The following is a 26,867-nucleotide window of genomic DNA, read 5'->3' on the forward strand; positions in this document are numbered from 1 at the left end:
GCACACGAAAACGCCGCACTCCGTTATGGAGTGCGGCGCTTCTTGCGTACTACTTGGCTACCTGCAGCGCGGCGGCGCGCGCGGCGATCGCCGACTTGCGGTTGGCGGCCTGGTTCTTGTGGATGACGCCCTTGCTCGCGGCCTTGTCGAGCTGGCGGGCGGCGACACGCTGCAGCGCCACGGCCTCGTCGACGTTGCCCTGGTCGGCGGCCTCGCGGAACTTGCGGATCGCCGTCTTCAGGGAAGACTTGACAGCCTTGTTGCGCAGACGAGCCTTCTCGTTCTGCTTGTTGCGCTTGATCTGGGACTTGATGTTCGCCACGAAGAAGCCTCGGTGAAGGTCAGAAATCGGATGGGGCGCGCGGGCTCGATGAGAGGGCGCGCCACACGCAGTTGAACAGGTTACCAATAATCGAGGTCACCTCTCAAATCGGCGACCTCGCTGCACCAGCATACGGGGTGTCGCGCCGGATCGGACCGTGTCGCCGCGTTCAGTTCACCATCCAGTGATCGGTGTACTCCTTCCAGTCCTCCTCCGTCGCGGCGAAGTCGACGTAGAGCGCCAGGCCGAAGCGGTCGCGCGCCCCGTGCGAGGACAGGCCGAGCCTGGCCCCCTCCGCGGCCTTGGCGACGCTCTCGGAGTCGTCGAGGAAGGGCACGGCGTGGTCGTGGTAGGCGGGAGCGCCCATGAAGATCGCCGTCTTGGCGGGCGCGAGGTCGAGGGCGAGGCTCGCCTGCCGCGCGACATGGCCGCCGTAGAGCGACTCCATCAGCAGGAAGGAGTCGTAGGTCATGACCGCCACCTGGTCGGTACGCTGCGCGACCTGCCGGAAGAAGCCGTGCGACCAGTACTTGTCGTGGCCGAGCGTGGCGCGGGCGGCCAGGCGCATGAGCGGGTAGGGCTCGATCTGCGGGGTCGACACCGACAGCAGCCTGGTCAGCGGGCGGGTGCGGTCGAGCAGTTCGAGGAAGTCGGCGTCGCCGTCGCCGATGGGCTCGAAGTTGTAGTGGATGCCGTCGAAGCCGAGAGCCATGATGTGCTTCGCGCCCGCGAGCACCCGGTCGCGGGCGGCGGGATCGTCGAGGTCGAGACCGTTCTTGACGGCCTGCCCGAGCCAGGCGGAGACGCGGACCCCTGGAAGGTGCTCCCTCCACCATCTCAGGAAGTTTCCGGCGTTGGGGTGCTTCGCGGGGTCGAGAGCGCCGTCCCATTCGAAGGGGCCGGCGTGGACGAAGACGTCCTTGACACCGGTGGCGCGCAGCCGTACGGCCATCTTCTCGACGTCCTGCTCGGTGCGGCGGCCGTCGACCCACGCGTGGCCCAGCCACAGGGCGTCGTTACCCGTGCTCTTCGCCCAAGCCTCCGGCGCCCCGGTAAACTGGATACGGAACGCGACTGCCACCACGACGGCGAGCGCGACCAGGACGGCTAAAGCCAGCGCGAGAACGCGCAGGCAGCGGCGGATGACGGTTCGGGCAATCACCCGGGCATGTCACCATGAAAGACGCTTGACCTCAACCCTGTCGAAACGGACTTCGGTGCGCACTCAGCCTGGCCAGACCGACCCCGCGTTGATCCGCAACTTCTGCATCATCGCGCACATCGACCACGGCAAGTCCACGCTTGCCGACCGGATGCTGCAGATCACCGGCGTGGTCGACGATCGCTCCATGCGTGCGCAGTACCTCGACAGGATGGACATCGAGCGCGAACGCGGCATCACCATCAAGTCGCAGGCCGTACGCCTGCCGTGGGACGGTCATGTCCTCAACATGATCGACACGCCGGGGCACGTCGACTTCACCTACGAGGTCTCGCGCTCCCTCCAGGCGTGCGAGGGCGCGATCCTGCTGGTCGACGCCGCCCAGGGCATCGAGGCGCAGACGCTGGCCAACCTCTATCTGGCCATGAACAACGACCTGCACATCATCCCGGTGCTCAACAAGATCGACCTGCCCGCCGCCCAGCCGGAGAAGTTCGCCGAAGAGCTCGCAGGGCTCATCGGCTGCGACCCCTCCGACGTGCTTCGCGTCTCGGGCAAGACGGGCGTCGGGGTGAAGGAGCTGCTCGACCACGTCGTGCAGACCGTGCCCGCCCCCGTGGGCGACGCCGACGCGGCGGCCCGCGCGCTGATCTTCGACTCGGTCTACGACACCTACAGGGGCGTCGTCACCTACGTCAGGGTCGTCGACGGCCACCTCGGCAAGCGTGAGCGCATCACCATGATGTCCACGCAGGCCACCCACGAGACGCTCGAGATCGGCGTGATCTCGCCCGAGCCGAAGGTCGCCGACAAGGGCCTGGGCGTCGGCGAGGTCGGCTACCTCATCACCGGCGTGAAGGACGTGCGCCAGTCGCGCGTCGGCGACACCGTCACCTCGGCCGCGCACGGCGCCACCGAGATGCTCGCCGGCTACGACCATCCCAGGCCGATGGTGTTCTCCGGGCTCTACCCGATCGACGGCGACGAGTATCCCGAGCTGCGCGAGGCGCTCGACAAGCTGCAGCTCAACGACGCCTCCCTGGTCTACGAGCCCGAGACCTCCGCCGCGCTCGGCTTCGGCTTCCGCGTGGGCTTCCTCGGCCTGCTGCACATGGAGATCATCCGCGAGCGGCTGGAGCGCGAGTTCGGCCTGTCGCTGATCTCCACAGCGCCGAACGTGGTCTACCGGGTCGTCATGGAGGACGGCAAGGAGCTGACCGTCACCAACCCGTCGGAGTTCCCGACCGGCGGCAAGATCGCGCAGGTCTTCGAGCCCGTCACCAAGTCCACGATCCTGGCGCCCTCCGAGTTCATCGGCGCGATCATGGAGATCTGCCAGGGCAGGCGCGGCCAGCTCCAGGGCATGGACTACCTGTCGGAGGACCGCGTCGAGATCCGCTACACGCTGCCGCTCGGCGAGATCATCTTCGACTTCTTCGACCAGCTGAAGTCGCGCACGCGCGGCTACGCCTCCCTCGACTACGAGCCCGCGGGCGAGCTGGAGTCCGACCTGGTCAAGGTCGACATCCTGCTGCAGGGCGAGCCCGTCGACGCCTTCAGTGCGATCGTCCACAAGGACAAGGCCTACGGCTACGGCGTCGAGATGGCCAAGAAGCTGCGCGAGCTGATCCCGAGGCAGCAGTTCGAGGTGCCGATCCAGGCGGCGATCGGCGCGCGGGTGATCGCCCGCGAGAACATCAGGGCCATCCGCAAGGACGTGCTCGCCAAGTGCTACGGCGGTGACATCTCCCGTAAGCGCAAGCTGCTGGAGAAGCAGAAGGAAGGCAAGAAGCGGATGAAGATGGTCGGGCGCGTGGAGGTGCCGCAGGAGGCCTTCGTCGCCGCGCTGTCGACCGAGTCCGGCACCGACAAGCCGAAGAAGTAACACCGGCCGCCCCAAGGTCCGGCGCTCGGGTCGAGCGCCGGACCTTCCGTGTCAGGAGCAGGTGACCTCGGGCAGCTTGCCGAGCTTCATCTCGGGCGTCGAAGGCCGCTCGGGTGGCGTCGGACGGGTGGGGAGCGCGGTCCCCTTCGGCAGGAGGTGCTCGCAGGACTTCACCGCCGTCCTGAGCCTGTCGGAGAACGGGTCGACGCCATGGCCGAGCTGGAGCGTCCCGCCGTTGATCGTGACGTCGGGGAAGTCCTGGACCCCGTTCGCGCGCACGCAGGCGCTGAAGTCCTTCGCCGGATCGGCGTAGGTGTAGGCGGCGGTGTGGCCGGTCGAGGCCTGGGCCGCCGTGGGAACGCAGGCCGCCACGAGGGCGGCGGCGCAGAGCGCCAGTCGTCTTCTCATGCCGCCCACTCAAGCGCCGGGCCGGTTACCGCGAGGGAACGGCCGGCGTTACGCCGCTGTAATCCCTGCGCGGCCACGCTGGGGCGATGCGGGTGTTGGTGGTCGAGGACCACAGGGAGCTGGCCGCGACGGTGGCCGAGGGACTGCGCCGCGAGGGCATGGCCGTCGATCTGGCGTGGGACGGCGCGGGCGCGCTCGAACGCACGTCGGTCAACCGCTACGAGGTGGTGGTCCTCGACCGCGACCTGCCGGGGGTCCATGGCGACGAGGTGTGCAGGGCGCTGGTGGCCGAGAGGTACCCGGCCAGGGTGCTCATGCTGACCGCCGCCGCGACGATCGAAGACAGGGTGGACGGCCTCAGCACCGGCGCCGACGACTATCTGCCGAAGCCGTTCGCCTTCGCCGAACTCGTCGCCAGGATCAGGGCGCTGGGCAGGCGGGCGCAGCCTGCCGTACCGCCTGTGCTGGTCCACGGTGACCTGCGCCTCGACCCGAACAGCAGGGTGGCGACCAGGGGAGGGCGCAGGCTCGACCTGAGCCCGAAGGAGTTCGCGGTGCTCGAGCTCCTGCTGGGCGCCGCGGGCAGGGCGGTGCCCGCCGAGGAGCTGCTCGAACGGGCATGGGACGAGGCCGCCGACCCCTTCACCCACACCGTGAAGGTGACGATCAGCCGGCTGCGCCGCAAGCTGGGCGACCCGCCGCTGGTGGAGACCGTCCCCCAGGCCGGGTACCGGATATGACGATCAGGGTCAGGCTCGCCCTGCTGTACGGCGCGCTCTTCCTGGCGGCCGGCGCGGTGCTGCTGGCCGGCACCTACGTCCTCGCCACCCGCCTGACCTGGCCCGTCCTGCCCGAGATCAGCTTCGGTCAGCTGCCCCTCGATCCCGTACGGCAGCGCGCGGCCGAGGCGAGGGGGTTCGTGACGGCCGCCGCGGTGGGGCTCGGGGCGATGACGGTCGCCTCGGTCGGGCTGGGATGGGTGATGGCGGGGCGGGCGCTGAGGCCGCTCAGGGCGATGACGGCGGCGGCGCGTGAGATCTCCGCCCGCAACCTGCACCAGCGGCTCGGGGCGCAGGGCCCCGCGGACGAGATCAAGGACCTGGCGGACACGTTCGACGCGCTGCTGGAGAGGGTGGAGGCCGCGTTCGAGGCGCAGCGCCGCTTCGTCGCGAACGCGTCACACGAGCTGCGGACGCCGCTGACCTTCGAGCGGACGCTGCTGGAGGTGGCGCTGGCCGATCGCGGGGCGGATGCTGAGCGGCTGCGGGGGGTGTGCGGGCGGGCCCTGGAGGTCAACCGGCAGCAGGAGCGGCTGATCGAGGCCCTGCTCACCCTGGCGAGAAGCCAGCGCGGCCTGGACCATCGGGAACCGCTGGACCTGGCGTCGATCACGGCCGGAATCCTGAACGCCGCCGAGTGGGCCGCACAGGACACCTCCGCCGAAGGCTTCCTCCTGGAGGGACACGGGGGCGGGCAGCCGGGGCTCGACCTCTCCTCATCTCCCGGCGGAGGGTCGCCACGCGGGTTCTCCACGTCTCCTGGCAGACGGTCGCTGTTCGGCCTCTCTTCGCCTTCCGGCGGGCGGCCGGAGTTCGGCCTCTCATCTCCCTGCGCAAGGCCGACGCTCGCCCGTTCGCGGCTCCCGGAGCCGGCCGTGCCGGAGCCCGGGGAGGAGGCGCCGGGCTATGGGACCGACGAGCCGGTCGAGATCCGGGTGGAGGCCGAGCTCCGGCGTGCTCCCGCGTTCGGCGACCCACGGCTGGTCGAGCGGTTGGTGGCCAATCTGGTGGACAACGCCGGACGGCACAACGTCCCGGGCGGCTGGATACGTGTCTGGACCGGCCTCCACGACGGACGCCCCACCGTGCGGGTGACCAACTCGGGCCCCGTGGTCCCGCCGGCGCGGGTGGACTCCCTCTTCCAGCCGTTCCTCCGCATGGAGGCGACCAGGACGAGCGACGACGGCGGCCTCGGGCTGGGCCTGTCCATCGTCGCCGCCATCGCCACCGCCCACGACGCGGACCTCCACGCCACGGCCCTTCCCCTCGGCGGTCTGGACGTCCGGGTGGCCTTCTGGGCGGTCCCCGATTTTGTCGGTGCCGTGCCGTAGCTTTTCGGATCGAACAGGTGTCCGATTGTGGAGGTGGCATGGACGGCGACAGCGCCGAATCCGAGCGGTTCGTCAAGGCCGCCCTGCTGGGAGTGGCGGTGGCGGAGGAGACCCGTCGGCTGCTGCGGCTGCACTTCTCCCCGGCCGAGGTGGGGGCCGACGGCAGGGTGCACGTCGAGGTGCCGTATCCGGACTCAGCGGTGGTGGAGACGGTGCTGGAGGTGGCGGCCGAATGCTTCGGACAGACCCACCAGGACGCGCTCGACAGCTTGTTACAACTGGCGGGTTTCGACGACGACTCCCTCCTGAACCGCCCAGCCTGCTGAGCGGCTTGACCGGTTGACCGCAGCCCGAGGCGGTGTGGAGCATCTGGCGTGCTGAGCGGCTTCACCGGTTGACCGCAGCCCGAGGCGGTGTGGAGCATCTGGTCTGCTGAGCGGCTTCACCGGTTGACCGGAGACCAAAGGAGGCTGTGCGGAGCGTCTGGTCCGGAACGGAGATCTCCGCCAGCGGAGGGGCAGGGCAGGGCGCCCTTCTGGAACTCGGTCCAGACGGTAGCCCTCCCGACTGGCTGCTCTCCGCGCTGTGGTGACTTCGCCGACGAGGGACGGCTCCACGCGACAGTCAGCTGAGAGCCAGTCCTTCGAACAGGAAAGCGAGGGCACTCGGTTTCTGTGCCACGGCGCTGTGGCTGGCGCCACCGGCGCCGATCCCACAGCCGGGATCGGCGCGCAGCGCGGGCGGAGGGGCAGCAGTTCACGCCGGCTGCCCGCGCTGCCCTGTCCCCGGCGCTCGCGTCAGCGGTTCTGCAGCCACCAGATGACCGCTCCCACCAGCGCGGATCCCGCCGCGGCGGAGATGGCGCGCACGGCACTGAACAGCGCGGCGTCGCGCAGGCGGCGGATCGTACGATTCTTGTTGTCGTTCATGTCGCCCCTTCGTAGAGTGAACCGCCGGTGGCGGGTGGTGAAGAGACTGCGGCAGGCCCGTGGTGCCCGTCCCCGATCGCGGGCGATGCGGGCACATCGGCCTCTCGGCGCAGGTCATGGCCGTGCCCGTCGCGACTTGGGAGGGCAGGAGTGTCGCGGGAGCTGTACGAGGCGTTGCGCGCGCTCGAGCACTGCGCCAAGGCCGCCAGGAAGCAGGCCAAGCAGGTGTACTCCCGGCGCGAGACGGCCAAAGCCCTCGCCGCTCCTCCGTACGAGGTGGATGTGGACGGCCAGCGCATCAGCAGCTGGATCCCGGAGGACCCGGCGAGGGCCCAGACGCCGAGGCTCGCCGACAGTGACAAGGTGCTGGCCTTGGTGCGGCTGTGGAGCGCCTGGGCGGGCGCCCCGGAGCCGAATCCGCGCTACTGGAACAACCTGATCGAGAACGCCCAGCCTCAGCGCCTCCCTCGCTCTTCCAGCGAGGTCGGCTGGCCGATCGGCGCGCTGACCGACCCGTATGCCCTGGAAGTCCACCCCGCGATCGAGGTGGCCGGGCAGGCGACGGGGCTGCCGGCGTACGTCCGGCGCGACCACGACGCCCGGCTGGACGAGGCGGTACGACGCGCCGAGGGCGGACAGAGCACGCTCGCGGTGCTGGTCGGCGGGTCGTCAACCGGCAAGACCCGCGCCTGCTGGGAGGCCCTCCACAAGCTGCGCGACAGCCGGAAGCGATGGCGACTGTGGCACCCCATCGACCCGGGCAGACCGGAAGCCGCCGCCGAGACCCTCTCACAGATCGGGCCGCGCACCGTGGTGTGGCTGAACGAGACCCAGTTCTACCTGAGCCCCGAAGGGCTGGGAGAGCGGGTCGCGGCCGGGCTGCGTGAGCTGCTGCGCGACCCGAGCCGGGGCCCGGTGCTGGTGCTGGGCACCCTCTGGCCGGAGTACTGGGCCGCGCTCACCACCGCACCCCCTGCGGGGTCACCGGATCCGCACGCGCAGGTCCGGGCGCTGCTGACCGGCGTCGGGATCCACGTACCGGAGTCGTTCTCGGACCGGGAGGTCGACGCGGTGCGCAGGTCCGCGAGCGGCGACGCCCGTCTGGCGCTGGCCGGGCAGCAGGCCGCCGATGGACGGATCACCCAGTTCTTGGCCGGTGTTCCCGCTCTTCTGGAGCGGTACCACAACGCGCCGCCCGTCGCCAAGGCGCTGATCCATGTGGCGATGGACGTCCGGCGGCTGGGTCTGAGCTTCGCCCTGCCGTACGAACTGCTGCATGACGCGGCCCCGGGCTACCTCACCGACCAGCAGTGGGATGAGGCGGGTGACGACTGGTTGGAGCGGGCGCTGGCCTATGTCGCCGCTCCGTGCCGCGGGGTCCGAGGACCTGTCACACGGGTCCGGCCCCGGCCTGGTCGACCTGCGCCCGCCACACCCTGCTATCGGCTGGCCGACTATCTCGAACAGCACGGCCGTGAGAGCCGCCGAGGTCTGGTCATCCCCGGCGCGCTGTGGGAGGCGCTGGCCCACCGAGCGCCTGCGGAGGCCCGGCCGCAGATCGCGAAAGCCGCACAGGAACGCGGCGTGCTGGGCCATGCGCAGGCCCTGTACGAAGCAGACCTGGATGATCCGGAGTCCCTGGTGGGCATGGCGGATCTTCTGGCGGAGTCGGAGCGGTTGGAAGAGGCGATCTCCTACTACGAGCGTGCCGCTGAGGCCGGACACCCACACGCCCTGTGGAGGGCAGGGTATTTCCTGGAGGAGACCGGTCAGGCGCAGCGGGCGATCCTCTTCTACGTACGAGCCGCCGAGGCGGGGGAGTCCTTCGGCTGGACCTCCGCCGGCCTGCTGCTCGCCGACAACGCGCAGAGCGACGAAGACCGCGAGCAGGCGCTCACCTACTGTCGTCGCGCCGTGGAGGCAGGCGACGAAACCTCTCTGACTGCCATGGGGACGGTGTTGCAGTCGATAGGACGGAGCCAGGAAGCGCTGGACCGCTACCGAGCCGCCGTCGAGGCCGGCGACGACGACGCCGTGGCACTCGTCGGAGAGCTCCTGCGGGAGATGGGCCTCTTGGAAGAGGCCTTGGACTGGTGCCGGTCTCACGCGGACAGTCTCCTCCTGGAGACAGGAACGGTGTTGCAGCAGATGGGACGTACGCAGGAGGCGCTGGACTGGTATCGAGCCGCTGCCGAGAACGGTACGGCTCTCGCCTCCCAGTACGGCGGAGACCTGCTGTGCGCTGAGGGACGGAGGGACGAGGCGCTGGACTCGTATCGGCGCGCATGCACTCCCTATGCCTGGGGGCAGGCGGGCCTTCTGCTCAAGGACAAGTTCCCGGAGGCGGAGACTCGCACGCGCGAGGCGCTCACCTGGTACCGGGATGCCGAGGACACCGGCACCGCCGCGGCCCTGGAACGCACCGCCCGGCTACTGGCCCAGGCGGAGCTCACCGACGAAGCACTCGGCTGGTACGAACGCGCCGCGGACGCTGGTTCGTTCTTCGCCCTGATCGATGGAGGGGATCTCCTGGGGAAGGCCGGACGGACCGACGAGGCGCTGAGGTGGTTCTGGCGGTCCGCGAACAGCGGCTACAGCGACGCTCGGAGCCGTGCCGTCCATGTGCTCTGGGAAGCGGGCAGGGCCGGGGAAGCCGACCGCCTGGCGCTCCATGGCTGGGACGCAGACGGCCAGATCCGCCGCTAGACGAGTAACCGGGTCAGTGACGGTGGGCGAGCAGCGAGGCGGCGTCGAGACGGCGCTCGGCGTGGGCAGGCCCGGGTGGTGTCGCGGGGACGGGGCGAACCCTGCCACCGTCCCCGCGAGTCGAGGGTCCCTCTCCGAAGCCGGGAAGCCCGACCGTCGAGCGACGGAAGTCGGATTCCGGCAGGCTCGGCGTATGACTTTCGAGTGACGGGGGGCTCCGGCTCGCGGTCCCGGCCTCGGTCCCGGCTCCGGCTCGCGGTCCCGGTCCCGGCTCGCGGTCCCGGCCTCGGTCCCGGCTCCGGCTCGCGGTCCCGGTCCCGGCTCGCGGTCCCGGTCCCGGCCTCGGGGAGGGGCCGAGGGGAAGGTGGTTGCGGGTCGTCGGGGAGACGGAAGCTGGGGCGTTCCAGGGAGGCCGAGTCGCGAGGTCCCGGAGGGGCTCTCCGACGGAGCTCGGGCGGCTCGGCCTTCCGAGGTCAGCGGAGGATGCGGTACAGGGCGGAGGTGAGGGAGGCCTTGGCGTCGTCCTGGTCGATGGACCACATCATGGAGCCGCCCAGCCCCTTGAGCCTGATGTAGGCCGCCTTCTGCGCCATCACAGCCGGATCGTCGTAGGACCAGAACTCGTTGCCGTCATACAGCCACATCGTCCCGGTCCGCAGGTCGCGATAACGCTTGCCCGGCTTGTTCACCAGGGCCTTGTAGTCCTCCGAGCCCGCCGCCCACCTGCCCGGCGCCGGTCCCGTGGCCGGTTGGTAGAGACCGTCGCCGCCTGCCGTCACGCCGGTCCAGCCCTGGCCGTACGCGGGAACGCCGACCACGATCTTGCGGGCGGGGGCGCCGCGGGTCAGGTAGTCGCGCACGGTCTGGTCGACGCTGTAGCGCACCGGGTTGGGGTCGCGCCTGTCGGTGAGCAGGTTGCCGTTGTGCCCGGTCCGCAGCTCCCACGAGCCGTGCAGGTCGTAGCCCTGGACGGTGGCGAAGTCGAGCTGCCTGAAGACCTGTCGCACGTCGAAGCCCGCGTCGATCTTCGCGGCGGCGGCGGGGAGGAAGGCGGTCAGCTCGGCCGTACGGGAGTGGGCCCTCATCCGGGAGCGCAGCTCCGACAGGAAAAGGGTGAAGTTCTGCCTGTCCTCGGGCCTGATGACGTTGCCGGGGGCGCCCTCGGAGCCCGGCCACTCCCAGTCGAGGTCGAGGCCGTCGAAGACGCCCTCGCCCGCGCCTGCCTCCAGGCCCGGCAGGTTGCCCTTCAGCCACATGTCGACGCACGAGGTGGCCAGCTTGGCGCGCGCCTCGGGGGTGAGCACGGCGTCGGAGAAGTGGCGGGAGCCCGTCCAGCCGCCGAGCGAGAGGAGCACGCGCAGTCCCGGGTGCTTCTCCTTGAGCTTGCGGAGCTGGTTGAGGTTGCCGTTGAGCGCCTGGCCCGGCGCGTCGGCGACGCCGTCCACGCTCTGCTCGGCAGGGACGGGACGCTGCCAGTCGGCCCACGGGTCGGCCGAGACGCAGGTGCCGTCGGCGCCGACGAAGCCGAAGGCGTAGTTGATGTGGGTCAGCTTGGCGGCGGCGCCGCTGGTGTCCATGTCCTTGACATGGAAGTTCCTGCCGTAGATCCCCCACTGGATGAAGTAGGCGACCCGCTTGAAAGCGCCGCCGGCCTCGGCGGGCAGGGCGGTTGCGGTGAGTGTCAGGACCAAGACCGAGAGGGCGATGAGGGCTTTCTTCACGGGCGTCTCCCGAGGCGCACTTATAGGAAACTTTCCTGTAAGTTCACCGGATCGTAGGCCCGGTCGATCGGCGCGTCAATGGTGGTCCGTGGCACAGGGCAGACTGGAAGCGTGCCATCCACCCTTCCCGACGGCGATCCCGCGCCCGCCTCAGGTGAGCTGCCCGCGAGCGCGCTGAGCGGCCTGGGCGAGCGGCCCTTCGGCTTCTACGTCCACGTCCCGTTCTGCGTGACCCGCTGCGGCTACTGCGACTTCAACACCTACACCGCCGCCGAGCTGGGCCCAGGGGCGTCGCATCGCGACTACGCCGACACCGCCATCGACGAGGTACGGCTGGCCCGCCGCGTGCTCGGCGACGCCGAGCTCCCCGTCGAGACGGTGTTCTTCGGTGGAGGCACCCCCACGCTGCTGCCCGCCGACGACCTGGCCAGGATCCTGCGCGCGATCGACGAGGAGTTCGGCCTGGCGAGAGGCGCCGAGGTCACCACCGAGGCCAACCCCGAGTCGGTCGACCCCGCCTACCTGGAGAGGCTGCGCGAAGGCGGGTTCAACCGGGTCAGCTTCGGCATGCAGAGCGCGCGCGAGCACGTCCTGAAGGTGCTCGACAGGCAGCACACCCCCGGCCGGGCGGGGCAGGCCGTACAGGAGGCCAGGAAGGCCGGTTTCGACCACGTCAACCTCGACCTCATCTACAGCACCCCCGGAGAGAGCGACGACGACTGGCGGGCGTCGCTGGAGAAGGCCATCGAGGCCGAGCCCGACCACGTCTCGGCCTACTCTCTGATCGTCGAGGACGGCACCAGGCTGGCCGCCAGGATCAGGCGCGGCGAGCTGCCGATGCCCGACGACGACGTGGCCGCCGACCGCTACCTGATCGCCGACGAGATGCTCTCGGGGGCCGGGTTCGAGTGGTACGAGGTGTCGAACTGGGCCACCTCCGAGTCCGGGCGCTGCCGTCACAACCTGCTCTACTGGACCGGCGGCGACTGGTGGGCCGTCGGCCCCGGCGCGCACAGCCACGTGGGCGGCACCCGCTGGTGGAACGTCAAGCACCCGGCCGCCTACGCCCAGCGCCTGGCGGCGGGCACCTCGCCCGCCCACGCGCGCGAGGTGCTCACCGACGACGACCGCGAGGTGGAGCGGCTCATGCTGGAGCTCCGGCTGGTCTCCGGCTATCCGGTGGCCGAGGTGAAGGGCGAGGCCCGCACCGCGGTCGCCAGGGCGCTGGGCGACGGTCTGCTGCAGACCGAGCCGTTCAAGGCCGGACGCATGGTCCTCACCCAGCGCGGACGGCTGCTAGCCGATGCCCTCATCCGCGACCTGACCGTGTAGCGCGGCCGCCCCGCGGGCGTCGAGTTCGCGCTGCACGCGCTCCACGTCGGAGGCGCAGGTGCGGTACAGCAGGCTCAGGCGGCGCCGTTGACCAACATGAGCGCGGCCTGCGCAGGGTGATCAGGGGCGGCTCCTACCTGTGCCACGACTCCTACTGCCACCGCTACCGCGTGGCGGCCCGCTCGGCGAACACGCCGGACTCGGTCAGCGGTAACTGCGGCTTCAGGACGGTCAGCTCACGAACGTGATGTTGATCGGATAGCGATGGTTCTCGCCCCTGTTGGCGGCCATCGCGGCGATGACCTCGAAGATCAGCGCCGCGATCCACAGCACGGGGATCAGCAGGAAGCCGATCAGCACGAAGGCCAGGACGGTGCAGATCATGTAGCCGATGAAGACCGTGATCTGGAAGTTGAGCGCCTGCGCCGCCTGGTCGCGGACGTAGGGGGACTCGTCCTTCTTGACCAAGTAGAGGATGAGCGGGCCGACGAAACCGGTGAGGATGCCGAGCAGGTGGGCGAGCATCGCCAGGTTGGTGTCGTCGCTGCCGGGCCTGGGGCCGTACTGGCCGGGCACGTGCGGTGGACGCTGGTAGCCGGGCGGCCCGTAGCCGGGCTGCGCGCCGTATCCGGGCTGCGCGCCGTATCCGGGCTGCGCGCCGTATCCGGGCTGCGCGCCGTATCCGGGCGGCGGCCCGTATCCGGGCGGCGGCCCGTAACCCGGCTGGGACCCGTAACCCGGCTGGGACCCATATCCCGGCTCGGAGCCGTAGCCGGGCTGGGAGCCGTAGCCGGGGCTCGAGGGAGGCGCCTGGCCGTAGCCCGGGTTCGAGGGAGGCGCCTGGCCGTAGCCGGGGCCCGACGGAGGCGTCTGGCCGTAGCCGGGCGGCGGGGGAGTTCCCTCGGGGGGTTGGTTCGTCATCCGTCCTCCTCAGGACTGGTCACGAAGTCGATCAGCTCCTCGACCCTGCCGAGCAGCGAGGGTTCGAGGTCGGAATAGGTGGACACCGCGCCGAGGATCCTGCGCCACGCCTCGGCCGGTTCGAGCCGCCACCCCAGCGCCGCGATCACCCCCTCCTTCCACGGCACCCCGCGAGGCACGTCGGGCCAGGCGGGGATGCGAAGGACGGAAGGCTTGACCGCCTGCCAGATGTCGATGAAGGGGTGCCCGACCACCAGCACGTGCGGCGAGGTCACCCTGGCGGCGATGCGGCTCTCCTTGGAGCCCTCCACGAGGTGGTCGACCAGCACACCGAGCCTGCGGCCAGGGGCGGGCCCGAACTCCTCGACGATCGCGGGCAGGTCGTCGACGCCCTCCAGGTACTCCACGACGACGCCTTCCACGCGAAGGTCGTGGCCCCAGATCTTCTCCACCAGGGCGGCGTCGTGCACGCCCTCGACGTAGATGCGGCTCTCCCTGGCGACGCGGGCGCGCAGTCCCTCGACCGCAACCGAGCCGGAGGCGCTGCGGCGGGGAGCCCTCGCCGTGGCGGGGGCCGGCCGTACCAGCGTCACGGGCTTGCCCTCCAGCAGGAAGGCGGCGGGGGCCAGGGGGAACAGCCTGCGCCTGCCGAAGCGGTCCTCCAAGGTGACCGCCTCCTTGTCACAGGCCACCACCGCGCCGCAGAAGCCGCTGTCGGCGTCCTCCACGACCAGATCGCGCTCGGCGGGCACGGAAGGGATCGTCCCCTTGCCCGGGCGCCGCCAGTTCCCCGCAAGCACGTCACGCTCGTACATGGGGGGACCGTAGCAAATCACTCCTCGCTCGCGGGTGCCGCGCGCACGGGAGGGATCGTCGGTCATGGGCAGTATTGTCGGCGTGCGGCTTGCAACCGGCTTGATTCCGCGCGTTATCGCACCCTGTGGGCGAGGGCCGTACACTTGGCACTCGGGAACACAGAGTGCTAGACCTGTCGTTTCCTCAAGAGGCAGGGAGGTGAGCACATGCTCGATGATCGGAAGCTGGCGGTGCTCCGCGCCATTGTCGAGGACTACGTCTCCACCAACGAACCGGTGGGCTCCAAGGCGCTGGCCGATCGCCACAACCTCAACGTCTCCCCGGCCACGGTCAGGAACGACATGGCCGCGCTGGAGGAACAGGGCTACATCACCCAGCCTCACACGAGTGCGGGCAGGGTGCCGACCGACAAGGGCTACCGGCTCTTCGTCGACAAGCTCTCACAGATCAAGCCCCTGTCAGGAGCCGAGCGCAGGGCCATCGAGACCTTCCTCGCAGGCGCGGTCGACCTCGACGACGTGGTCACCCGCACGGTCAGGCTGCTCGCCCAGCTGACCAGGCAGGTAGCGGTGGTGCAGTACCCGGCGCTGTCGCAGTCGACCGTGCGCCATCTCGAGCTCGTGCCGCTGACCGACAGGCGGGTGATGTTCGTGCTGATCACGAACACCGGCCGGGTCGAGCAGCGCGTCATCGAGCTGCCCGAGCGCATCGAGGAGTCGAGGATCGCGCATCTGCGCGCGATGCTCAACGCCTGCCTCGACGGCTGCGGGCTCAGCCAGGTCCCCGATCAGGTCTCCGACCTGCCCCAACGGTTGCCCGTCGAAGACCGGCCCGCCGCGGCGACGATTCTGTCGGTGCTGCTGGAGACCCTCGTCGAGCGCCATGATGAGAAGATCGTCTTCGCGGGGGCCGCCAACCTGGCGGGCGCCGATTTCACCACGGGCCTGCGAGACGTTCTCGAGGCGCTCGAAGAACAGGTGGTGTTGATGCGCCTGCTCGGCGAGACCTCCGACATGCCGACCACCCTCACCGTCAGGATCGGCTCGGAAAACCCCTACACAGGACTGCGTGGCACGTCCCTCGTCGCGACCGGTTACGGTTCGGGAGCCCGCCTCGGCGTGCTCGGCCCCACCCGGATGGACTACCCCGTGACGATGGGCGCTGTGCGCGCCGTGGCACGCTACGTCAGCCAGATCCTGGCTGCTTCATAAGAGGTCGATAAGTGGCAAACGACTACTACGGCACCCTCGGGGTGCGCCGTGACGCCAGTCAGGACGAGATCAAGAAGGCCTATCGTCGGCTGGCCCGCGAGCTGCACCCCGACGTGAATCCCGATCCTGAGACCCAGGAGCGCTTCAAGGAGATCACGCAGGCCTACGAGGTCCTGTCCGATCCCAACAAGCGCCAGATGTACGACCTCGGAGCCGACCCCTTCGCCGGCGCCGGTGCGGGAGCGGGTGCTGGCGGCTTCGGCGCGGGCTTCCCCTTCAGCGACATCATGGACGCCTTCTTCGGCTCGGCGGGCGGCGCCCGCGGGCCGCGCAGCAGGGCCAGGCGGGGCCGCAACGCCACGATCAGGGTCGAGCTCGACCTGCGCGAGTCGGCGTTCGGCACCACACGTGAGCTGAACGTCGACACCGCGGTGCTGTGCGAGGTCTGCGCGGGCTCGGGCGCGGCGCCGGGCACCCACCCCGACACCTGCGACATGTGTCAGGGCCGCGGTGAGATCTCCCAGGTCACCAGGTCCTTCCTGGGCCAGGTCATGACCTCGAGGCCGTGCCCCCAGTGTGGCGGGTTCGGCTCGATCATCAGGCACCCCTGCCAGGAGTGCTCGGGCGACGGCAGGGTCCGCACCCGCCGTACGATCAAGGTCCGCATCCCCGCGGGCGTCGAGGACGGCACCCACATCCAGCTGGCCGGCGAGGGCGAGGTCGGCCCTGGCGGCGGCCCGCCCGGAGACCTGTTCCTCGAGATCGTCGAGAAGCCGCACGACATATTCGAACGGCGAGGAGACGACCTGCACTGCACGGTGCAGATCCCGATGACGGCGGCCGCGCTCGGCACGTCGCTGACCGTCGAGACCCTCGACGGGGCCGAGGAGATCGACGTGCGGCCCGGCACCCAGTCGGGGCAGGTCATCACGATGTACGGCCGCGGCGTGCAGCGGCTCAACGAGACCGGCAGGGGCGACCTGCTGATCCACGTCAACGTCGAGACCCCGATGCGCCTCGACCAGGCGCAGGAGGACCTGCTCAGAGAGCTGTCCAAGCTTCGCGGGGAAGAGCGTCCCCCTGGCAAGTTCGCCCCCGGACAACAGGGTTTTTTCTCTCGGCTCCGTGATGCTTTCAACGGCCGATAACCGATAGTCGTTTCTGTACGGCCAGCCGGTCTGGCGCCAGTGCGGTCACGGGGCTGGCGCCCTTCCATCACGCTTCTCCAGCGCGAGCCGGCTGGCCGCCGTTACATCGCCCGTGCAGGGGGAGATGCGTGTGACTGTTCCCGTGTTTCTCGCGGACGCCGCCGACCTCGGCCTCGGGCAGTTCGTGCTCGGCGGCCCCGAGGGACGGCACGCGGCGGCGGTGCGCCGCCTGCGTGAGGGAGAGCGGCTCGACCTGACCGACGGGGCCGGGCTGGTCGCCGAGTGCGTGGCCCGCGAGGTGTTCAAGGACTCCTTGCGCGTGGAGGTACTGCGCCGCTACGAGGTGCCCGCGCCCGCGCCCCGGCTGGTCGTCGTGCAGGGGCTGCCCAAGGGCGACAGGGGCGAGCTGGCCGTGGAGATGATGACCGAGGCGGGCGTCGACGTCATCGTCCCGTGGTCGGCTTCGCGGAGCATCACCCAGTGGAAGGGCGACAAGGTCGCCAAGGCGCTGGGCAGGTGGCGCTCCACCGCGCGTGAGGCGGGCAAGCAGGCCCGCAGGTTCCACGCGGCCGAGGTGGCGGAGCTCCACTCCACCGCGCAGGTCGCCGAGCTGCTGTCGGGCGCGGCGCTCGCGCTGGTGCTGCACGAGGAGGCCGAGGCGAGCCTCGCGTCGGTCGAGCTGCCGGTGAGCGGCGACATCGTGCTGGTGGTGGGGCCTGAGGGCGGTATCGCGACGGACGAGCTCGACAGGTTCACCGCGGCGAAGGCGGTGCCCGCGCTGCTCGGCCCTACCGTGCTGCGGACCTCCACGGCGGGGGTGGCGGCGGCCGCCGTCGTACAGGCGCGCACCGGACGCTGGTGACCGCGCGTCAGGGGCTCGACAGCGGGCTGGCGACGTCGGTGGGTGAGGGCGCAGGGTCCTCCGGCGGGCACTGATCGGGGACGCAGTCGGGGTTGCCTGGACTGTCGGCGCTCTCCGAGGGTGCGGCCGAGGGCGTGGGGGTCGGGGTCGCGGTGCCGTCGGCGCATTCCTCCGGAGGCTGCGTGCTCTCCGACGCGCACGGCGTCGGAGAGGGCGTCGGCGTCGCCTTCCTGCTCGGCGCGTGCGTCTGTGAGGTCTGCTTGCTCGGGGAGATGTTCGGGATCGGCGGCGGGACGGCGGGCCTGGACCGCTCGGCGGGCGGCGGCGACGTGGGAGGCCTGGAGGTGGCGGACTTGTCGGGCGGCAGCTTGGTGGTGTGTTCCACGGGGTCGATGAACTGGACGTCCATCACCCTCTGGCGAAGTTCAGGGACGACCATCACGATCGTCCCCGCTACGAGGATGGCGCCGCCCGCGGCCGCGCCCGCGCGCAGCCAGAAGAGTCCTCGTAGCCCACGCCTTTCGATGCGGGCGCGGATGATCTCCAAACCCTCGGGAGACGGCACGACGGCGTCGGCCTCCGCGCGCAGCACTCGGCGCAGGATGTCGCCGTGCTCGTCCGGGGGCAGGGTCATGACATCTTCTCCAGAACGGAACGCAGGGCGGCCATGCCACGTGCCGTGTGGCTCTTGACGGCGCCCTTGCTGATGCCCATGGCATGGGCGATCTCGGCCTCGGACAGGTCCCCGTAGTAGCGAAGAACCAACGCCTCTCTCTGCCTGGCTGGCAGGGCCCGCAACGCCTCGATGACGGCGGAGCGCTCGAGCTCCCCGATGGCGCCGTTCTCGGCGCTCGGAGCGTCGGGCAGACCCTTGGGAGCGTACTTCTCGACGACCGCGCGGTGACGCAGCACGGAACGGGACCGGTTGACGACAGACTGACGCAGGTAGGCGAGTGCTTTGTCGGGGTCGCGAAGTCTGCGCCATGCGCCATGGATGGCGACGAACGCATCCTGCACGACTTCCTCCGCTGTTGCTATGTCGCGCACAAGCAACACAGCGAGACGCACTAATGACCGAAAGTGCGCGCTGTAGAGCGCAGTCACGGCCATGTCAGCATCCCACCCGACCGGCACCGCCCCCAACGACCTGTCGGCCAGAAGGGTTTCGGTGGTCACATCAGTGGGACGCTCAGCCTTCCCGGAGGGTTTACGCTCTTGCGGTTCCTTAGGGGGCATGACCCAGTCGTGTCCTCGCCAGGTGGCCTCGCCCGACCCTGAATCGTCTTAGTTTCCGGTGGATTGTCGCACACACACCCTAACCGCGCGGATCTTTGCGCGCACGGTATGAGGGATTACCGATTGGCAACGGACCGCCGGCACGTTTCTCACCAGTCACTCGTTCTGCTGGTGAGAGCCGAGCGCGGTTCATAGAATGCGCGGACTACTCTGACGGGCGATCTGCGGGCGAGGTCATGGCAGAGGAGAACCCACGAGCACCTTCTGGCACCAGTAGTGGTCAGGCGAACAAGCCGTATGGCCGCATTCCGGAGATAACCGCCCTTATAACCGCACTAGTGGCATTGGCCACCTTTGTCGCCGACCGGCCTCTCTGGGGTGCCGCACTCCTTGCGTGCGCTCTCTTGACGGCTTTATGGATGGTCAGGAAAAAGGCGATGCGGGCGCTCAAAAAGCCCCGTGAGGCCGCGCGAGAGCTCCTCGCGTGGGTGGGCGGTGTGGCCGTCAGCGGCGCCGCGTGCCTTGCGGGCCTCCTGGCCAGTGTGCTGGTGCTGTCGGCCGCCTCCGTGCCGCTGGTCGCCGACGGCTCCCTGCGGGGAACGGGCCGCATCTGCCCGCCCGTGCTGCAGATCAGGGTCGTCACCGCGCCCGAGGGCGTCGAACTGTTCGACAGGGCGGGCAGGGAGTTCGCCCGCGACGTCGCCGACGAGTCGGGCTGCTCGCCCATCAGGATCAGCACCGACGCGATGCCGCCGCTGAAGGACTTCTACGCGGGGTTCGCCAGGGAGTGGGCCGTGCCCCACGCCCCCGGCTACCTGGAGCTGATGGGGCCGCGACCCGACGCCTGGATCGCCGCCACCTCCGCCTCGGTGCGGCTGGCCGAGGAGCGGGTGGCGAACGTCGCCTCGAAGGTGGTGCTCGACGACCTCGGGGCCTTCGCCACCTCAGGGCTGGTGATCGCCGTCCCGCCGCAGGCGATGACCGCCTTGCCTGACGGGGAGACGCGCGTCTCGGCGGAGGTCGCCAAGGCCGCGCAGCTGCTGCGCCCGAGGGCCGACCTGTCGGAGAGCGCTCTTGCCGGGAGCCTCGCGCTCTACCAGGAGGACGCCACGGCCGCGGACGTGACCACCGAGCGGCGGCTCACGCTGCCCGAGCCCGCGGGGCGCGACGCGGCGTCGCTGCTGTGCAGGCTCGGCGCGCGGCTGGAGATCGAGACGCGTCCCGTGCTGGTCCCCGAGTACCTCTTCGCCGCCTTCAGCAGGGGCGGGCGTTTCGGCGGCTGCGCCGGCCAGCCGGGCGGGCAGGCGGCCGTGCCGTACGGGCTGGAAGGCGCCCCGCGCCTGGAGTACAGCGTGATCTCGGTCAAGTGGCCCGACCACAGCGCCGATCGGAGCGCCTGGGTGGCCAGGTACAAGGACTGGCTGGAACAGGAGTGGGCGCCCGACAACGGGTTCAGGGACACCGAGGGCAAGGGCGCCTTCCCCGGGCTGTCGCTGGCCGACACCAACGCCGACGTGGCGCCCGCGGGGCGAGCCACGTACGCCGCCATGCTCGACAGGCTGCTCATGGCCCACCCACAGACGGGCGCGGTCGTGGCCGTCGACACCTCGCTGACCATGGACAACGCCCTGCTGGACGGCGTCAGCCCACTGCGCAGGGCCCAGCAGTTCGGCACGGCGCTGCTCGGCCGCCTGCACGGCGACACCGACGCGGTGCGGCTCAGGCTCTTCTCGCAGGGGGCTGTGCGGGCGCCCCCGACGCCGCAGACGGCCGACACCCCCGAGGCGGCGGCGCTGTCGCTGCGGAACCTGCCGCTGTCGCGCGGCGACGTGCCGCTCGATCGGGTGGCGCGCGAGGCGGCCGAGGCGGCGGGCATCTGGCGCAACAAGGTCGTGGTGATCCTCACCGACGGAACCAGACTGCCCGCGGGGAAGATCGACCTGCCGGACATGCGGGTCGAGATCGTCCTGGTCGGGGCGGACGACTGCGCGCTGCCCGCCCTCGCGCCGCTGCTCGAGGGCGGGCGGACCGGCTGCGTCTGGGTGAACGAGGACCCGGTCATGGCCGCGGACAGGTTCCTCGACGAACTCTGGAGGGCGTGACATGGCGAGCGTGGCGGGGCGGCTGGGCGGCATGCTGCGGCGGCACAGGACGGCGTTGTGCGTGGGGGCGATCCTCGTTCTCGCCGCGCCTCTGGCGACGCTGCCGCAGCAGGGCAAGGCCCCGCCCGAGTGCAGGCGAAGGGACAGGATCCAGGTCGCCACGGGTAGCGACGTCTCCGTCAACGGCTACCGCCGCAGGCTGTTCACCAGCTGGAACACCACCAACGCGCCCACCGACGAGGACGTCGACGTCGTCGAGCTGTCCCCTGTCGCCGACGTCAAGCGCAACGAGATGCTCGCCGCGCTCCAGGGCGACGGCTGCCCTCGTTACGACGTGGTGATCCTCGACTCCGCCTGGACCGCCGAGTTCGCCGCCGCGGGGCTGCTGGAACCCGTCGATGACGTGCCGCGCGACCGGTTCGTCCCCGCGGCCCTGGCGACGGGGCAGTGGAGGGGCAGGCAGTACGCGCTGCCGTTCGCCACCGACGTCGGCCTGCTCTTCAGGCGCGAGGGCGCGCCCGCGCCCCTCACCTGGCGCGATCTGTACGACAGCGCGGGCCTGCAGGGCTTCGTCACCCAGAACGACGACTACGAGGGCGGCACGGTGAGCCTGCTGGAGGTGACGGGCGGAATGATGGAGGGCGAGCGCGTGGTCATGGGCGCTCGGGCCAAGGAGGGGCTGGCGGCCTGGTGGCACGCCCGCGAGACCCAGAAGATCGCCGAGGGCCCTTTCAGGGAGCGCGAGAGCCTGACCGAGTTCGTCACGGGACGGGCCCGCTACCTGCGCCACTGGCCCTACGCCTACCTGCGCCTCGTCGAGGCGGGGGTGAAGGCCGAGGTGTCACCGCTGCCAGGCGGGGGCGTGCTCGGCGGCTCCAACCTGGCGATCGCCTCCAGGTCGGGGCTGGCCGCCGAGTCGAGGGCGTTCGTCGACTACCTCACGCGCGCCGACAACCAGCGGCAGCTGTTCTCCTGCGGCGGCTACGCCCCTGTGGTCGAGGCCGCCTACGAGCGCGTCGACCCGTGCCAGATGCAGCGCGAGGACGGCCCCGCGCCCCCGTCGGCGACGCGGACGCAGCTCGCGCGCCTGCTCGGCGCCGTCCACCTGGCGCTCGGCTCGGCGAAGCGGCCCTCGCTGGTCCACTACGCGCAGTTCAGCGAGACGTTGAGGGAGTGCGTGCGGGCCGTCATGGACGACGACCACACCAGCGGGGCCGACTTCGCGGACGCGGTCGAGAGGGCGCTGGCCGGCGCGCTGCCCGACGCGGTCGGCGGCAGACCTGGCGCGGAGGACGGGTGCCGGTAGGGTGCTGACGTGACCGACTGTCTCTTTTGCAAGATCGTCGCCAAGGAGATCCCCGCCGAGGTCGTCTACGAGACCGGCAGGGTGCTGGCCTTCCGCGACATCGACCCGCAGGCTCCCACGCACGTGCTGGTGATCCCGAAGGAGCACCACGCCGACGCGGCCGCGCTCGCCGAGGCCGACGACGGCCTCGCCGACGACGTGCTCAAGGCCGCCCACGCGGTGGCCCTGCAGGAGGGCGTGACCGACTCCGGCTACCGCGTGGTCTTCAACACGGGGCCCGGCGCGGGACAGACCGTCTTCCATGTTCACGCGCATGTTCTCGGTGGGCGCAACCTCACCTGGCCGCCCGGCTGATATTGACGCGAGTCAGGCGGGTGTGCCCGGCTACCATGAAGTGAGAACACCCGACCGAGACCGGGAGGCATCAGGCCGTCAGGCCTGCCCATGTCCGAGCTAAACGAATCCCGCAGAACGGCACCGCCCACGCGCACTCAGGCGAAGGTGCTGATTCCGGACGAATACCCGATGGTCAGCCTCCTGGGCTCTCGCGACGAGCTTCTGCGCGTCATCGAGGGTGCCTTCCGTGCCGACATCCACGTCCGTGGCAACGAGATCACCGTCACCGGCAGCCCAGACGAGAGCAGCGCCGTCGTGCGCCTGTTCGAGGAGCTGGTGGAGGTGTTGCGCAACGGCGGCGAGCTGACCGCCGACGCCGTCGAGCGCAGCATCGCCATGCTGAAGATGACCTCCGAGCGCCCCGCAGAGGTGTTGTCCCTCGACATCCTCTCCTCGCGCGGGCGCACCATCCGGCCCAAGACCGTCAACCAGAAGCGCTACGTCGACGCGATCGACAAGCACACGATCGTGTTCGGCATCGGCCCCGCCGGCACCGGCAAGACCTATCTCGCGATGGCCAAGGCCGTGCGGGCGCTTCAGGAGAAGAAGGTCAACCGGATCATCCTGACCAGGCCCGCCGTCGAGGCGGGAGAGCGGCTCGGCTTCCTGCCCGGCACGCTCTACGAGAAGATCGACCCCTACCTGCGCCCGCTCTACGACGCGCTGCACGACATGATCGACCCCGAGTCCATCCCCAAGCTGATGGCCGCGGGCACGATCGAGGTCGCGCCGCTGGCGTACATGCGCGGACGCACGCTCAACGACGCGTTCATCATCCTCGACGAGGCGCAGAACTCCTCGGCCGAGCAGATGAAGATGTTCCTCACGCGCCTGGGCTTCAACTCCAAGATCGTCGTGACCGGCGACGTCACCCAGGTCGACCTGCCCAGCGGCACGGTCAGCGGCCTGCGGGTGGTGCAGGAGATCCTCGAAGGCATCTCCGACATCCATTTCGCGCGTCTCAGCAGCGCCGACGTGGTGCGCCACAAGCTGGTCAGCGACATCGTCGACGCCTACGGGCGCTACGACGCCCTCCAGGAGCCGAAGCAGATCCACCAGCAGCGACGAGGGAAGCGGCCATGAGCGGGCAACCCAGCCGTCCGATGCTCGTGCGGCCGGCGAAGGAGGTCGCATGAGCATCGAGGTGAACAACGAGTCAGGGGTGGAGGTCGACGAGCGGTCGTTCGCCGGCCTCGCGGGCCACGTCCTCGGCGAGATGGGCATCAACCCGCTCGCCGAGCTGTCGATCCTCGTGGTCGACGAGACGGTCATGGCCGACCTCCACGAGAAGTGGATGGGCGAGCCAGGGCCGACCGACGTGCTGTCCTTCCCCATGGACGAGCTGCGTCCAGGCGGCGGCGCGCGGGGCGACGGCGACGGCGCCACCGACCCCGCGCTCCTCGGCGACGTGGTGCTGTGCCCGCAGGTGGCGGCCAAGCAGGCCGAGACCGCGGGTCACAGCACCGAGGACGAGCTCGACTTGCTTCTCACCCACGGCATACTCCACCTGCTCGGCTACGACCACGCCGAGCCGGAGGAGCACAAGGAGATGTTCGGCCTGCAGGCCAAGCTCCTGGAGTCGTGGCAGGAGGTGCGCACCCAGCGGTGAACGCGTGGCTGCCTTCGGCCGTCGTGCTCGTGGTGATCGGTGGAGTGATCGCCAGTGCGGAGACGGCCCTGTCCCGCATATCCCGGGTGCGCGCCGAGGAATTCGTCCGTGAGGGGCGCAGGGGAGCCGAGCGGCTCCAGGCCATCGTGGCCGACCCGCCCCGCTACCTCAATCTGCTGTTGCTGCTCAGGCTGAGCTGCGAGCTGGTCGCCACAGTGATCGCCACGCTGCTCTTCATCGACCTGCTCGGCGACCAGGGCTGGGCCTACGCCGCGGCGGCGGCCGTCATGATCGTGGTCAGCTACGTGATCGTCGGCGTCTCTCCACGCACCCTCGGCCGCCAGCACGCCGAGCCCATCGCGCTGGCCAGCGCCCCCATCGTCTACGGCCTGACCAGGATCTTCGGGCCGCTCCCCAAGCTGCTCATCCTGCTCGGCAACGCGCTGACCCCCGGCAAGGGCTTCCGCGACGGCCCCTTCACCTCCGAGGCCGAGCTGCGTGACCTGGTCGACCTGGCCGAGGAGCGCAGGGTGATCGAGCCTGACGAGCGCGAGATGATCCACTCGGTCTTCGAGCTGGGCGACACGCTGGTGCGCGAGGTCATGGTCCCTCGTACGGACATGGTCTTCATCGAGCGCGGCAAGACGCTCAACCAGGCGATGTCCCTGGCGCTGCGCAGCGGTTTCTCGCGGGTGCCCGTGGTCGGCGAGAACGAGGACGACGTCATCGGCATCGCCTATCTCAAGGACATCGCGCGCAGGGTGCAGGAGTCGTCCGACGACGCGGAGGCGAAGATCGAGTCGATCATGCGCCCGGCCACCTACGTGCCGGAGAGCAAGCCGATCGACCAGCTGCTTCGCGAGATGCAGGCGCGCCAGATCCACCTGGCGATAGTGATCGACGAGTACGGCGGCACGGCGGGCCTGGTGACCATCGAGGACATCCTCGAGGAGATCGTCGGCGAGATCACCGACGAGTACGACCAGGAGGCTCCCAGGGTCGAGGCCCAGCCCGACGGGGCGATGCGGGTGACGGCCAGGATGCCGGTGGACGAGCTGGCCGAGCTGTTCGACGCCGAGATCGAGGTCGACGACGTCGAGACGGTGGGCGGCCTGCTGGCCCACGCGCTGGGCAGGGTGCCGATAGCGGGGTCGCAGGCGGTGGTCGCGGGGCTGCGGCTGACGGCCGAGAGCCTGGCCGGCCGGCGCAACCGCATCAGCACGGTGGTAGTGCGCAGGGTGGCTCCCCCCGAGGAGGAGAGCGTCTCCGCGGCGGCGGAGCAGGAATGACCCGCTCGCGGCAAAACATCCCAGGTCATCCTAGGTGCCGACAGTCTCCGCGAAAGGCGCAAGCGTTCTACAAGTGACTTGCAAGGCCGTCGATCCACCATGTTTCTCGACACCCTGTGCGGTGGGTGTCGGAGGGAGCGACCGTAGCGCCGGAAGGGGTTCGCGGCGTGAGGGAGCTCCGGGGGGAACGCGACGCCCGGCCTGCTAGCCGCGGCCAGGCGTTGCATTTCGTGAAGGGTGCTCTCGCCCGGTTCGACCGGGTGAGAGCACCCTTAACTGATGAATGGGGCATTAAGCCCCTTGGGCCGCCTGATGAGCACCTTTTTGGTGACTCCGGTGGATTGCCGTTTTCGTGGACGGGGCAGGAATGCCGTCGGCGTGAGCGATCATCGGGGGAGATCATGGCGCTGACCGGTAGAGCGGGGATCATCGGCATGGCCGTGGCCTGCGGGCTGCTCGCGGCGGGGCTGACGGGATGCGGTGTCCAGGGGGCGGTCTCCGACGCGGAGGCGCGCCGGCAGAGTCTCGAGCTGAAGGCGCTCCTGAGCCAGGAGCGCCTCCTGCCCGACGGCTTCTCGGGGCCCGCCCGCGAGGCGTGGCAGTCGCCGTTGGCGAAGGCGAGCAGTGACTGCAGGGCGGTGCTCGACGCCGCCACGGGCCATCCGCCTCTGCGGGCGCTGGAGGGCAACGCGGCGGTGAGCTTCCAGGGCGACGTGCTCGGCGAGCTGGCCGCGGTGGGCATGGCCGTCTACGCCGGAGGCGAGGCGGAGGAGCACCTCGAGGACATGGGCAGGGCCATGGACGGCTGCCCCGTGCTGCGCGGGGCCGATCCCACGGGGGGAACGCGGCTCAGGCTCTCCGAGCTCACGCTGCCCGCGCTGGGGGACGAGGCGGTGAGCAGGCAGCTGCGCGGACGGCTGCACGGCTATCCCTACGCGCTCGACCTCGTGCTGGTCCGCCAGGGCGACAGGCTGCTCTCGCTGGTGCACACGGGTCTCGGCACGGTCGACGTCAGGCGCACGGTGGAGCTCGCCAGGGCCTTCGCCGGCATGGCTCGCTAACCTTGGGTCGTGACTCTCGATCCCGAAGACTCCAAGATCATTACGCTGGCACGCGCGGCCAGGGCCCGTAACGGCGCGCGGGAGGGCGCGGCGGTGCGCGACGAGACGGGCCGCACCTACTCCGCGACCAGCGTCGAGCTCTCCTCGCTGCGCCTGTCCGCCGTGCAGGTGGCGGTGGCCATGGCGGTCTCCAGCGGCGCGCAGTCGCTCGAGGCGGCGGCGCTGGTCACCGAGGGCGAGCACGCGGGCGAGGCCGACGAGGCGGTGGTGCGCGAACTGGGCGCCAAGGCGCTGTTCGTGGCGGGTCCTGACGGCACCCTGAGGGGCTGACGTGC

The 26,867-nt window shown here is 70.2% G+C and carries 26 protein-coding genes and 1 pseudogene; 18 read left to right on the forward strand and 9 right to left on the reverse strand.

Annotation, left to right across the window (positions count from 1 at the left end; translation table 11 throughout):
- Positions 1–49: 49 nt before the first annotated feature.
- Entirely contained in the window at positions 50–322 is a 273-nt protein-coding gene (rpsT, locus tag FHR33_RS36360; protein WP_183657694.1) for a 30S ribosomal protein S20, read from the reverse strand.
- Positions 323–491: 169 nt separating this feature from the next.
- A complete protein-coding gene (locus FHR33_RS36365) occupies positions 492–1,484 on the reverse strand; it encodes a glycoside hydrolase family 18 protein (protein ID WP_183657697.1) in 993 nt (330 codons plus the stop codon).
- A 55-nt stretch (positions 1,485–1,539) separates the two neighbouring features.
- On the opposite strand from FHR33_RS36365, the gene lepA reads away from it, so the two are divergent.
- Positions 1,540–3,369 (forward strand): translation elongation factor 4, encoded by a 1,830-nt coding sequence (gene lepA / locus FHR33_RS36370; protein WP_183657700.1) that lies wholly within the window; start codon positions 1,540–1,542, stop codon positions 3,367–3,369.
- 51 nt (positions 3,370–3,420) lie between these two features.
- Here the strand turns inward: lepA and FHR33_RS36375 are convergent, their stop codons facing one another.
- Positions 3,421–3,777, reverse strand: coding sequence for a hypothetical protein (locus FHR33_RS36375; RefSeq protein ID WP_183657703.1), 357 nt, complete (start codon positions 3,775–3,777; stop codon positions 3,421–3,423).
- A gap of 86 nt (positions 3,778–3,863) precedes the next feature.
- On the opposite strand from FHR33_RS36375, the gene FHR33_RS36380 reads away from it, so the two are divergent.
- The 3 genes from FHR33_RS36380 to FHR33_RS36390 are packed head-to-tail and all read left to right on the forward strand — an operon-like array spanning position 3,864 to position 6,213.
- Complete coding sequence (locus tag FHR33_RS36380; RefSeq protein ID WP_183657706.1) at positions 3,864–4,517, forward strand: response regulator transcription factor; 654 nt, start codon at positions 3,864–3,866, stop codon at positions 4,515–4,517.
- A complete protein-coding gene (locus FHR33_RS49340; RefSeq protein ID WP_221241392.1) occupies positions 4,514–5,887 on the forward strand; it encodes a sensor histidine kinase in 1,374 nt (457 codons plus the stop codon). The genes FHR33_RS36380 and FHR33_RS49340 overlap by 4 nt, the downstream gene beginning before the upstream one ends.
- Positions 5,888–5,925: 38 nt before the next feature.
- Positions 5,926–6,213 (forward strand): hypothetical protein, encoded by a 288-nt coding sequence (locus FHR33_RS36390; RefSeq protein WP_183657709.1) that lies wholly within the window; start codon positions 5,926–5,928, stop codon positions 6,211–6,213.
- A 471-nt stretch (positions 6,214–6,684) separates the two neighbouring features.
- Here FHR33_RS36390 and FHR33_RS52100 read toward each other — a convergent pair whose 3' ends face one another.
- The gene (locus FHR33_RS52100; protein WP_281388205.1) at positions 6,685–6,816 is read right to left on the reverse strand and encodes a hypothetical protein; all 132 of its coding nucleotides are present in this window, start codon (positions 6,814–6,816) and stop codon (positions 6,685–6,687) included.
- Between the two features lie 174 nt (positions 6,817–6,990).
- On the opposite strand from FHR33_RS52100, the gene FHR33_RS36395 reads away from it, so the two are divergent.
- The gene (locus FHR33_RS36395) at positions 6,991–9,522 is read left to right on the forward strand and encodes a tetratricopeptide repeat protein (RefSeq protein ID WP_183657712.1); all 2,532 of its coding nucleotides are present in this window, start codon (positions 6,991–6,993) and stop codon (positions 9,520–9,522) included.
- A gap of 473 nt (positions 9,523–9,995) precedes the next feature.
- Here FHR33_RS36395 and FHR33_RS36400 read toward each other — a convergent pair whose 3' ends face one another.
- Positions 9,996–11,243: a glycoside hydrolase family 18 protein gene (locus FHR33_RS36400; RefSeq protein WP_183657715.1), complete on the reverse strand. Its 1,248-nt coding sequence runs from the start codon at positions 11,241–11,243 to the stop codon at positions 9,996–9,998.
- 111 nt (positions 11,244–11,354) lie between these two features.
- Here FHR33_RS36400 and hemW point away from each other — a divergent pair, with 111 nt between their 5' ends.
- Both hemW and FHR33_RS36410 read left to right on the forward strand, forming a co-directional pair.
- Entirely contained in the window at positions 11,355–12,575 is a 1,221-nt protein-coding gene (hemW, locus tag FHR33_RS36405) for a radical SAM family heme chaperone HemW (protein ID WP_312895883.1), read from the forward strand.
- A 104-nt stretch (positions 12,576–12,679) separates the two neighbouring features.
- Positions 12,680–12,823 (forward strand): annotated as a pseudogene (locus FHR33_RS36410) (SUMF1/EgtB/PvdO family nonheme iron enzyme); the annotation flags it as partial.
- Here FHR33_RS36410 and FHR33_RS52105 read toward each other — a convergent pair.
- A complete protein-coding gene (locus tag FHR33_RS52105; RefSeq protein WP_183657721.1) occupies positions 12,807–13,496 on the reverse strand; it encodes a DUF4870 domain-containing protein in 690 nt (229 codons plus the stop codon). The pseudogene FHR33_RS36410 and the gene FHR33_RS52105 sit on opposite strands and share 17 nt — an antisense overlap.
- Positions 13,493–14,311 (reverse strand): DUF3097 domain-containing protein, encoded by an 819-nt coding sequence (locus FHR33_RS36420; protein ID WP_183657725.1) that lies wholly within the window; start codon positions 14,309–14,311, stop codon positions 13,493–13,495. The genes FHR33_RS52105 and FHR33_RS36420 overlap by 4 nt, the downstream gene beginning before the upstream one ends.
- Before the next feature lie 207 nt (positions 14,312–14,518).
- On the opposite strand from FHR33_RS36420, the gene hrcA reads away from it, so the two are divergent.
- The 3 genes from hrcA (at position 14,519) to FHR33_RS36435 (ending at position 17,533) form a co-directional block, all read left to right on the forward strand.
- Positions 14,519–15,523: a heat-inducible transcriptional repressor HrcA gene (gene hrcA, locus FHR33_RS36425; RefSeq protein WP_183657729.1), complete on the forward strand. Its 1,005-nt coding sequence runs from the start codon at positions 14,519–14,521 to the stop codon at positions 15,521–15,523.
- 11 nt (positions 15,524–15,534) lie between these two features.
- On the forward strand, positions 15,535–16,671 hold the full coding sequence (gene dnaJ / locus FHR33_RS36430) for a molecular chaperone DnaJ (RefSeq protein WP_183657731.1): 1,137 nt from the start codon (positions 15,535–15,537) through the stop codon (positions 16,669–16,671).
- A gap of 130 nt (positions 16,672–16,801) precedes the next feature.
- Positions 16,802–17,533, forward strand: coding sequence for a 16S rRNA (uracil(1498)-N(3))-methyltransferase (locus FHR33_RS36435; RefSeq protein ID WP_183657734.1), 732 nt, complete (start codon positions 16,802–16,804; stop codon positions 17,531–17,533).
- 7 nt (positions 17,534–17,540) lie between these two features.
- Here FHR33_RS36435 and FHR33_RS36440 read toward each other — a convergent pair whose 3' ends face one another.
- The gene (locus tag FHR33_RS36440; RefSeq protein WP_183657737.1) at positions 17,541–18,167 is read right to left on the reverse strand and encodes a hypothetical protein; all 627 of its coding nucleotides are present in this window, start codon (positions 18,165–18,167) and stop codon (positions 17,541–17,543) included.
- The gene (locus FHR33_RS36445) at positions 18,164–18,643 is read right to left on the reverse strand and encodes a SigE family RNA polymerase sigma factor (protein WP_183660508.1); all 480 of its coding nucleotides are present in this window, start codon (positions 18,641–18,643) and stop codon (positions 18,164–18,166) included. Before FHR33_RS36445 ends, FHR33_RS36440 begins: the two co-directional genes overlap by 4 nt.
- A 563-nt stretch (positions 18,644–19,206) precedes the next feature.
- On the opposite strand from FHR33_RS36445, the gene FHR33_RS36450 reads away from it, so the two are divergent.
- The 8 genes from FHR33_RS36450 to FHR33_RS36485 all read left to right on the forward strand — a co-directional run bounded on the left by FHR33_RS36450 (position 19,207) and on the right by FHR33_RS36485 (position 26,862).
- Positions 19,207–20,871: a hypothetical protein gene (locus tag FHR33_RS36450; protein ID WP_183657740.1), complete on the forward strand. Its 1,665-nt coding sequence runs from the start codon at positions 19,207–19,209 to the stop codon at positions 20,869–20,871.
- Position 20,872: 1 nt separating this feature from the next.
- Complete coding sequence (locus FHR33_RS36455) at positions 20,873–22,177, forward strand: extracellular solute-binding protein (protein WP_183657743.1); 1,305 nt, start codon at positions 20,873–20,875, stop codon at positions 22,175–22,177.
- 9 nt (positions 22,178–22,186) lie between these two features.
- Positions 22,187–22,531, forward strand: coding sequence for a histidine triad nucleotide-binding protein (locus FHR33_RS36460; protein WP_183657746.1), 345 nt, complete (start codon positions 22,187–22,189; stop codon positions 22,529–22,531).
- A gap of 90 nt (positions 22,532–22,621) precedes the next feature.
- Positions 22,622–23,656 carry a PhoH family protein gene (locus tag FHR33_RS36465; RefSeq protein ID WP_183657748.1) on the forward strand — a complete coding sequence of 345 codons (1,035 nt, stop codon included), beginning with the start codon at positions 22,622–22,624 and terminating at the stop codon, positions 23,654–23,656.
- A gap of 49 nt (positions 23,657–23,705) precedes the next feature.
- On the forward strand, positions 23,706–24,182 hold the full coding sequence (gene ybeY, locus FHR33_RS36470; protein ID WP_183657751.1) for an rRNA maturation RNase YbeY: 477 nt from the start codon (positions 23,706–23,708) through the stop codon (positions 24,180–24,182).
- Positions 24,179–25,471, forward strand: a complete 1,293-nt coding sequence (locus FHR33_RS36475) for a hemolysin family protein (protein ID WP_183657754.1) — start codon at positions 24,179–24,181, stop codon at positions 25,469–25,471. The genes ybeY and FHR33_RS36475 overlap by 4 nt, the downstream gene beginning before the upstream one ends.
- A 401-nt stretch (positions 25,472–25,872) precedes the next feature.
- Positions 25,873–26,532 (forward strand): hypothetical protein, encoded by a 660-nt coding sequence (locus FHR33_RS36480; protein WP_183657757.1) that lies wholly within the window; start codon positions 25,873–25,875, stop codon positions 26,530–26,532.
- Between the two features lie 9 nt (positions 26,533–26,541).
- Positions 26,542–26,862 carry a cytidine deaminase-like protein gene (locus FHR33_RS36485; protein ID WP_183657760.1) on the forward strand — a complete coding sequence of 107 codons (321 nt, stop codon included), beginning with the start codon at positions 26,542–26,544 and terminating at the stop codon, positions 26,860–26,862.
- The last annotated feature ends 5 nt before the right edge of the window (positions 26,863–26,867 follow it).

The organism is Nonomuraea dietziae, assembly GCF_014195505.1.
Lineage (GTDB): Bacteria > Actinomycetota > Actinomycetes > Streptosporangiales > Streptosporangiaceae > Nonomuraea > Nonomuraea roseola.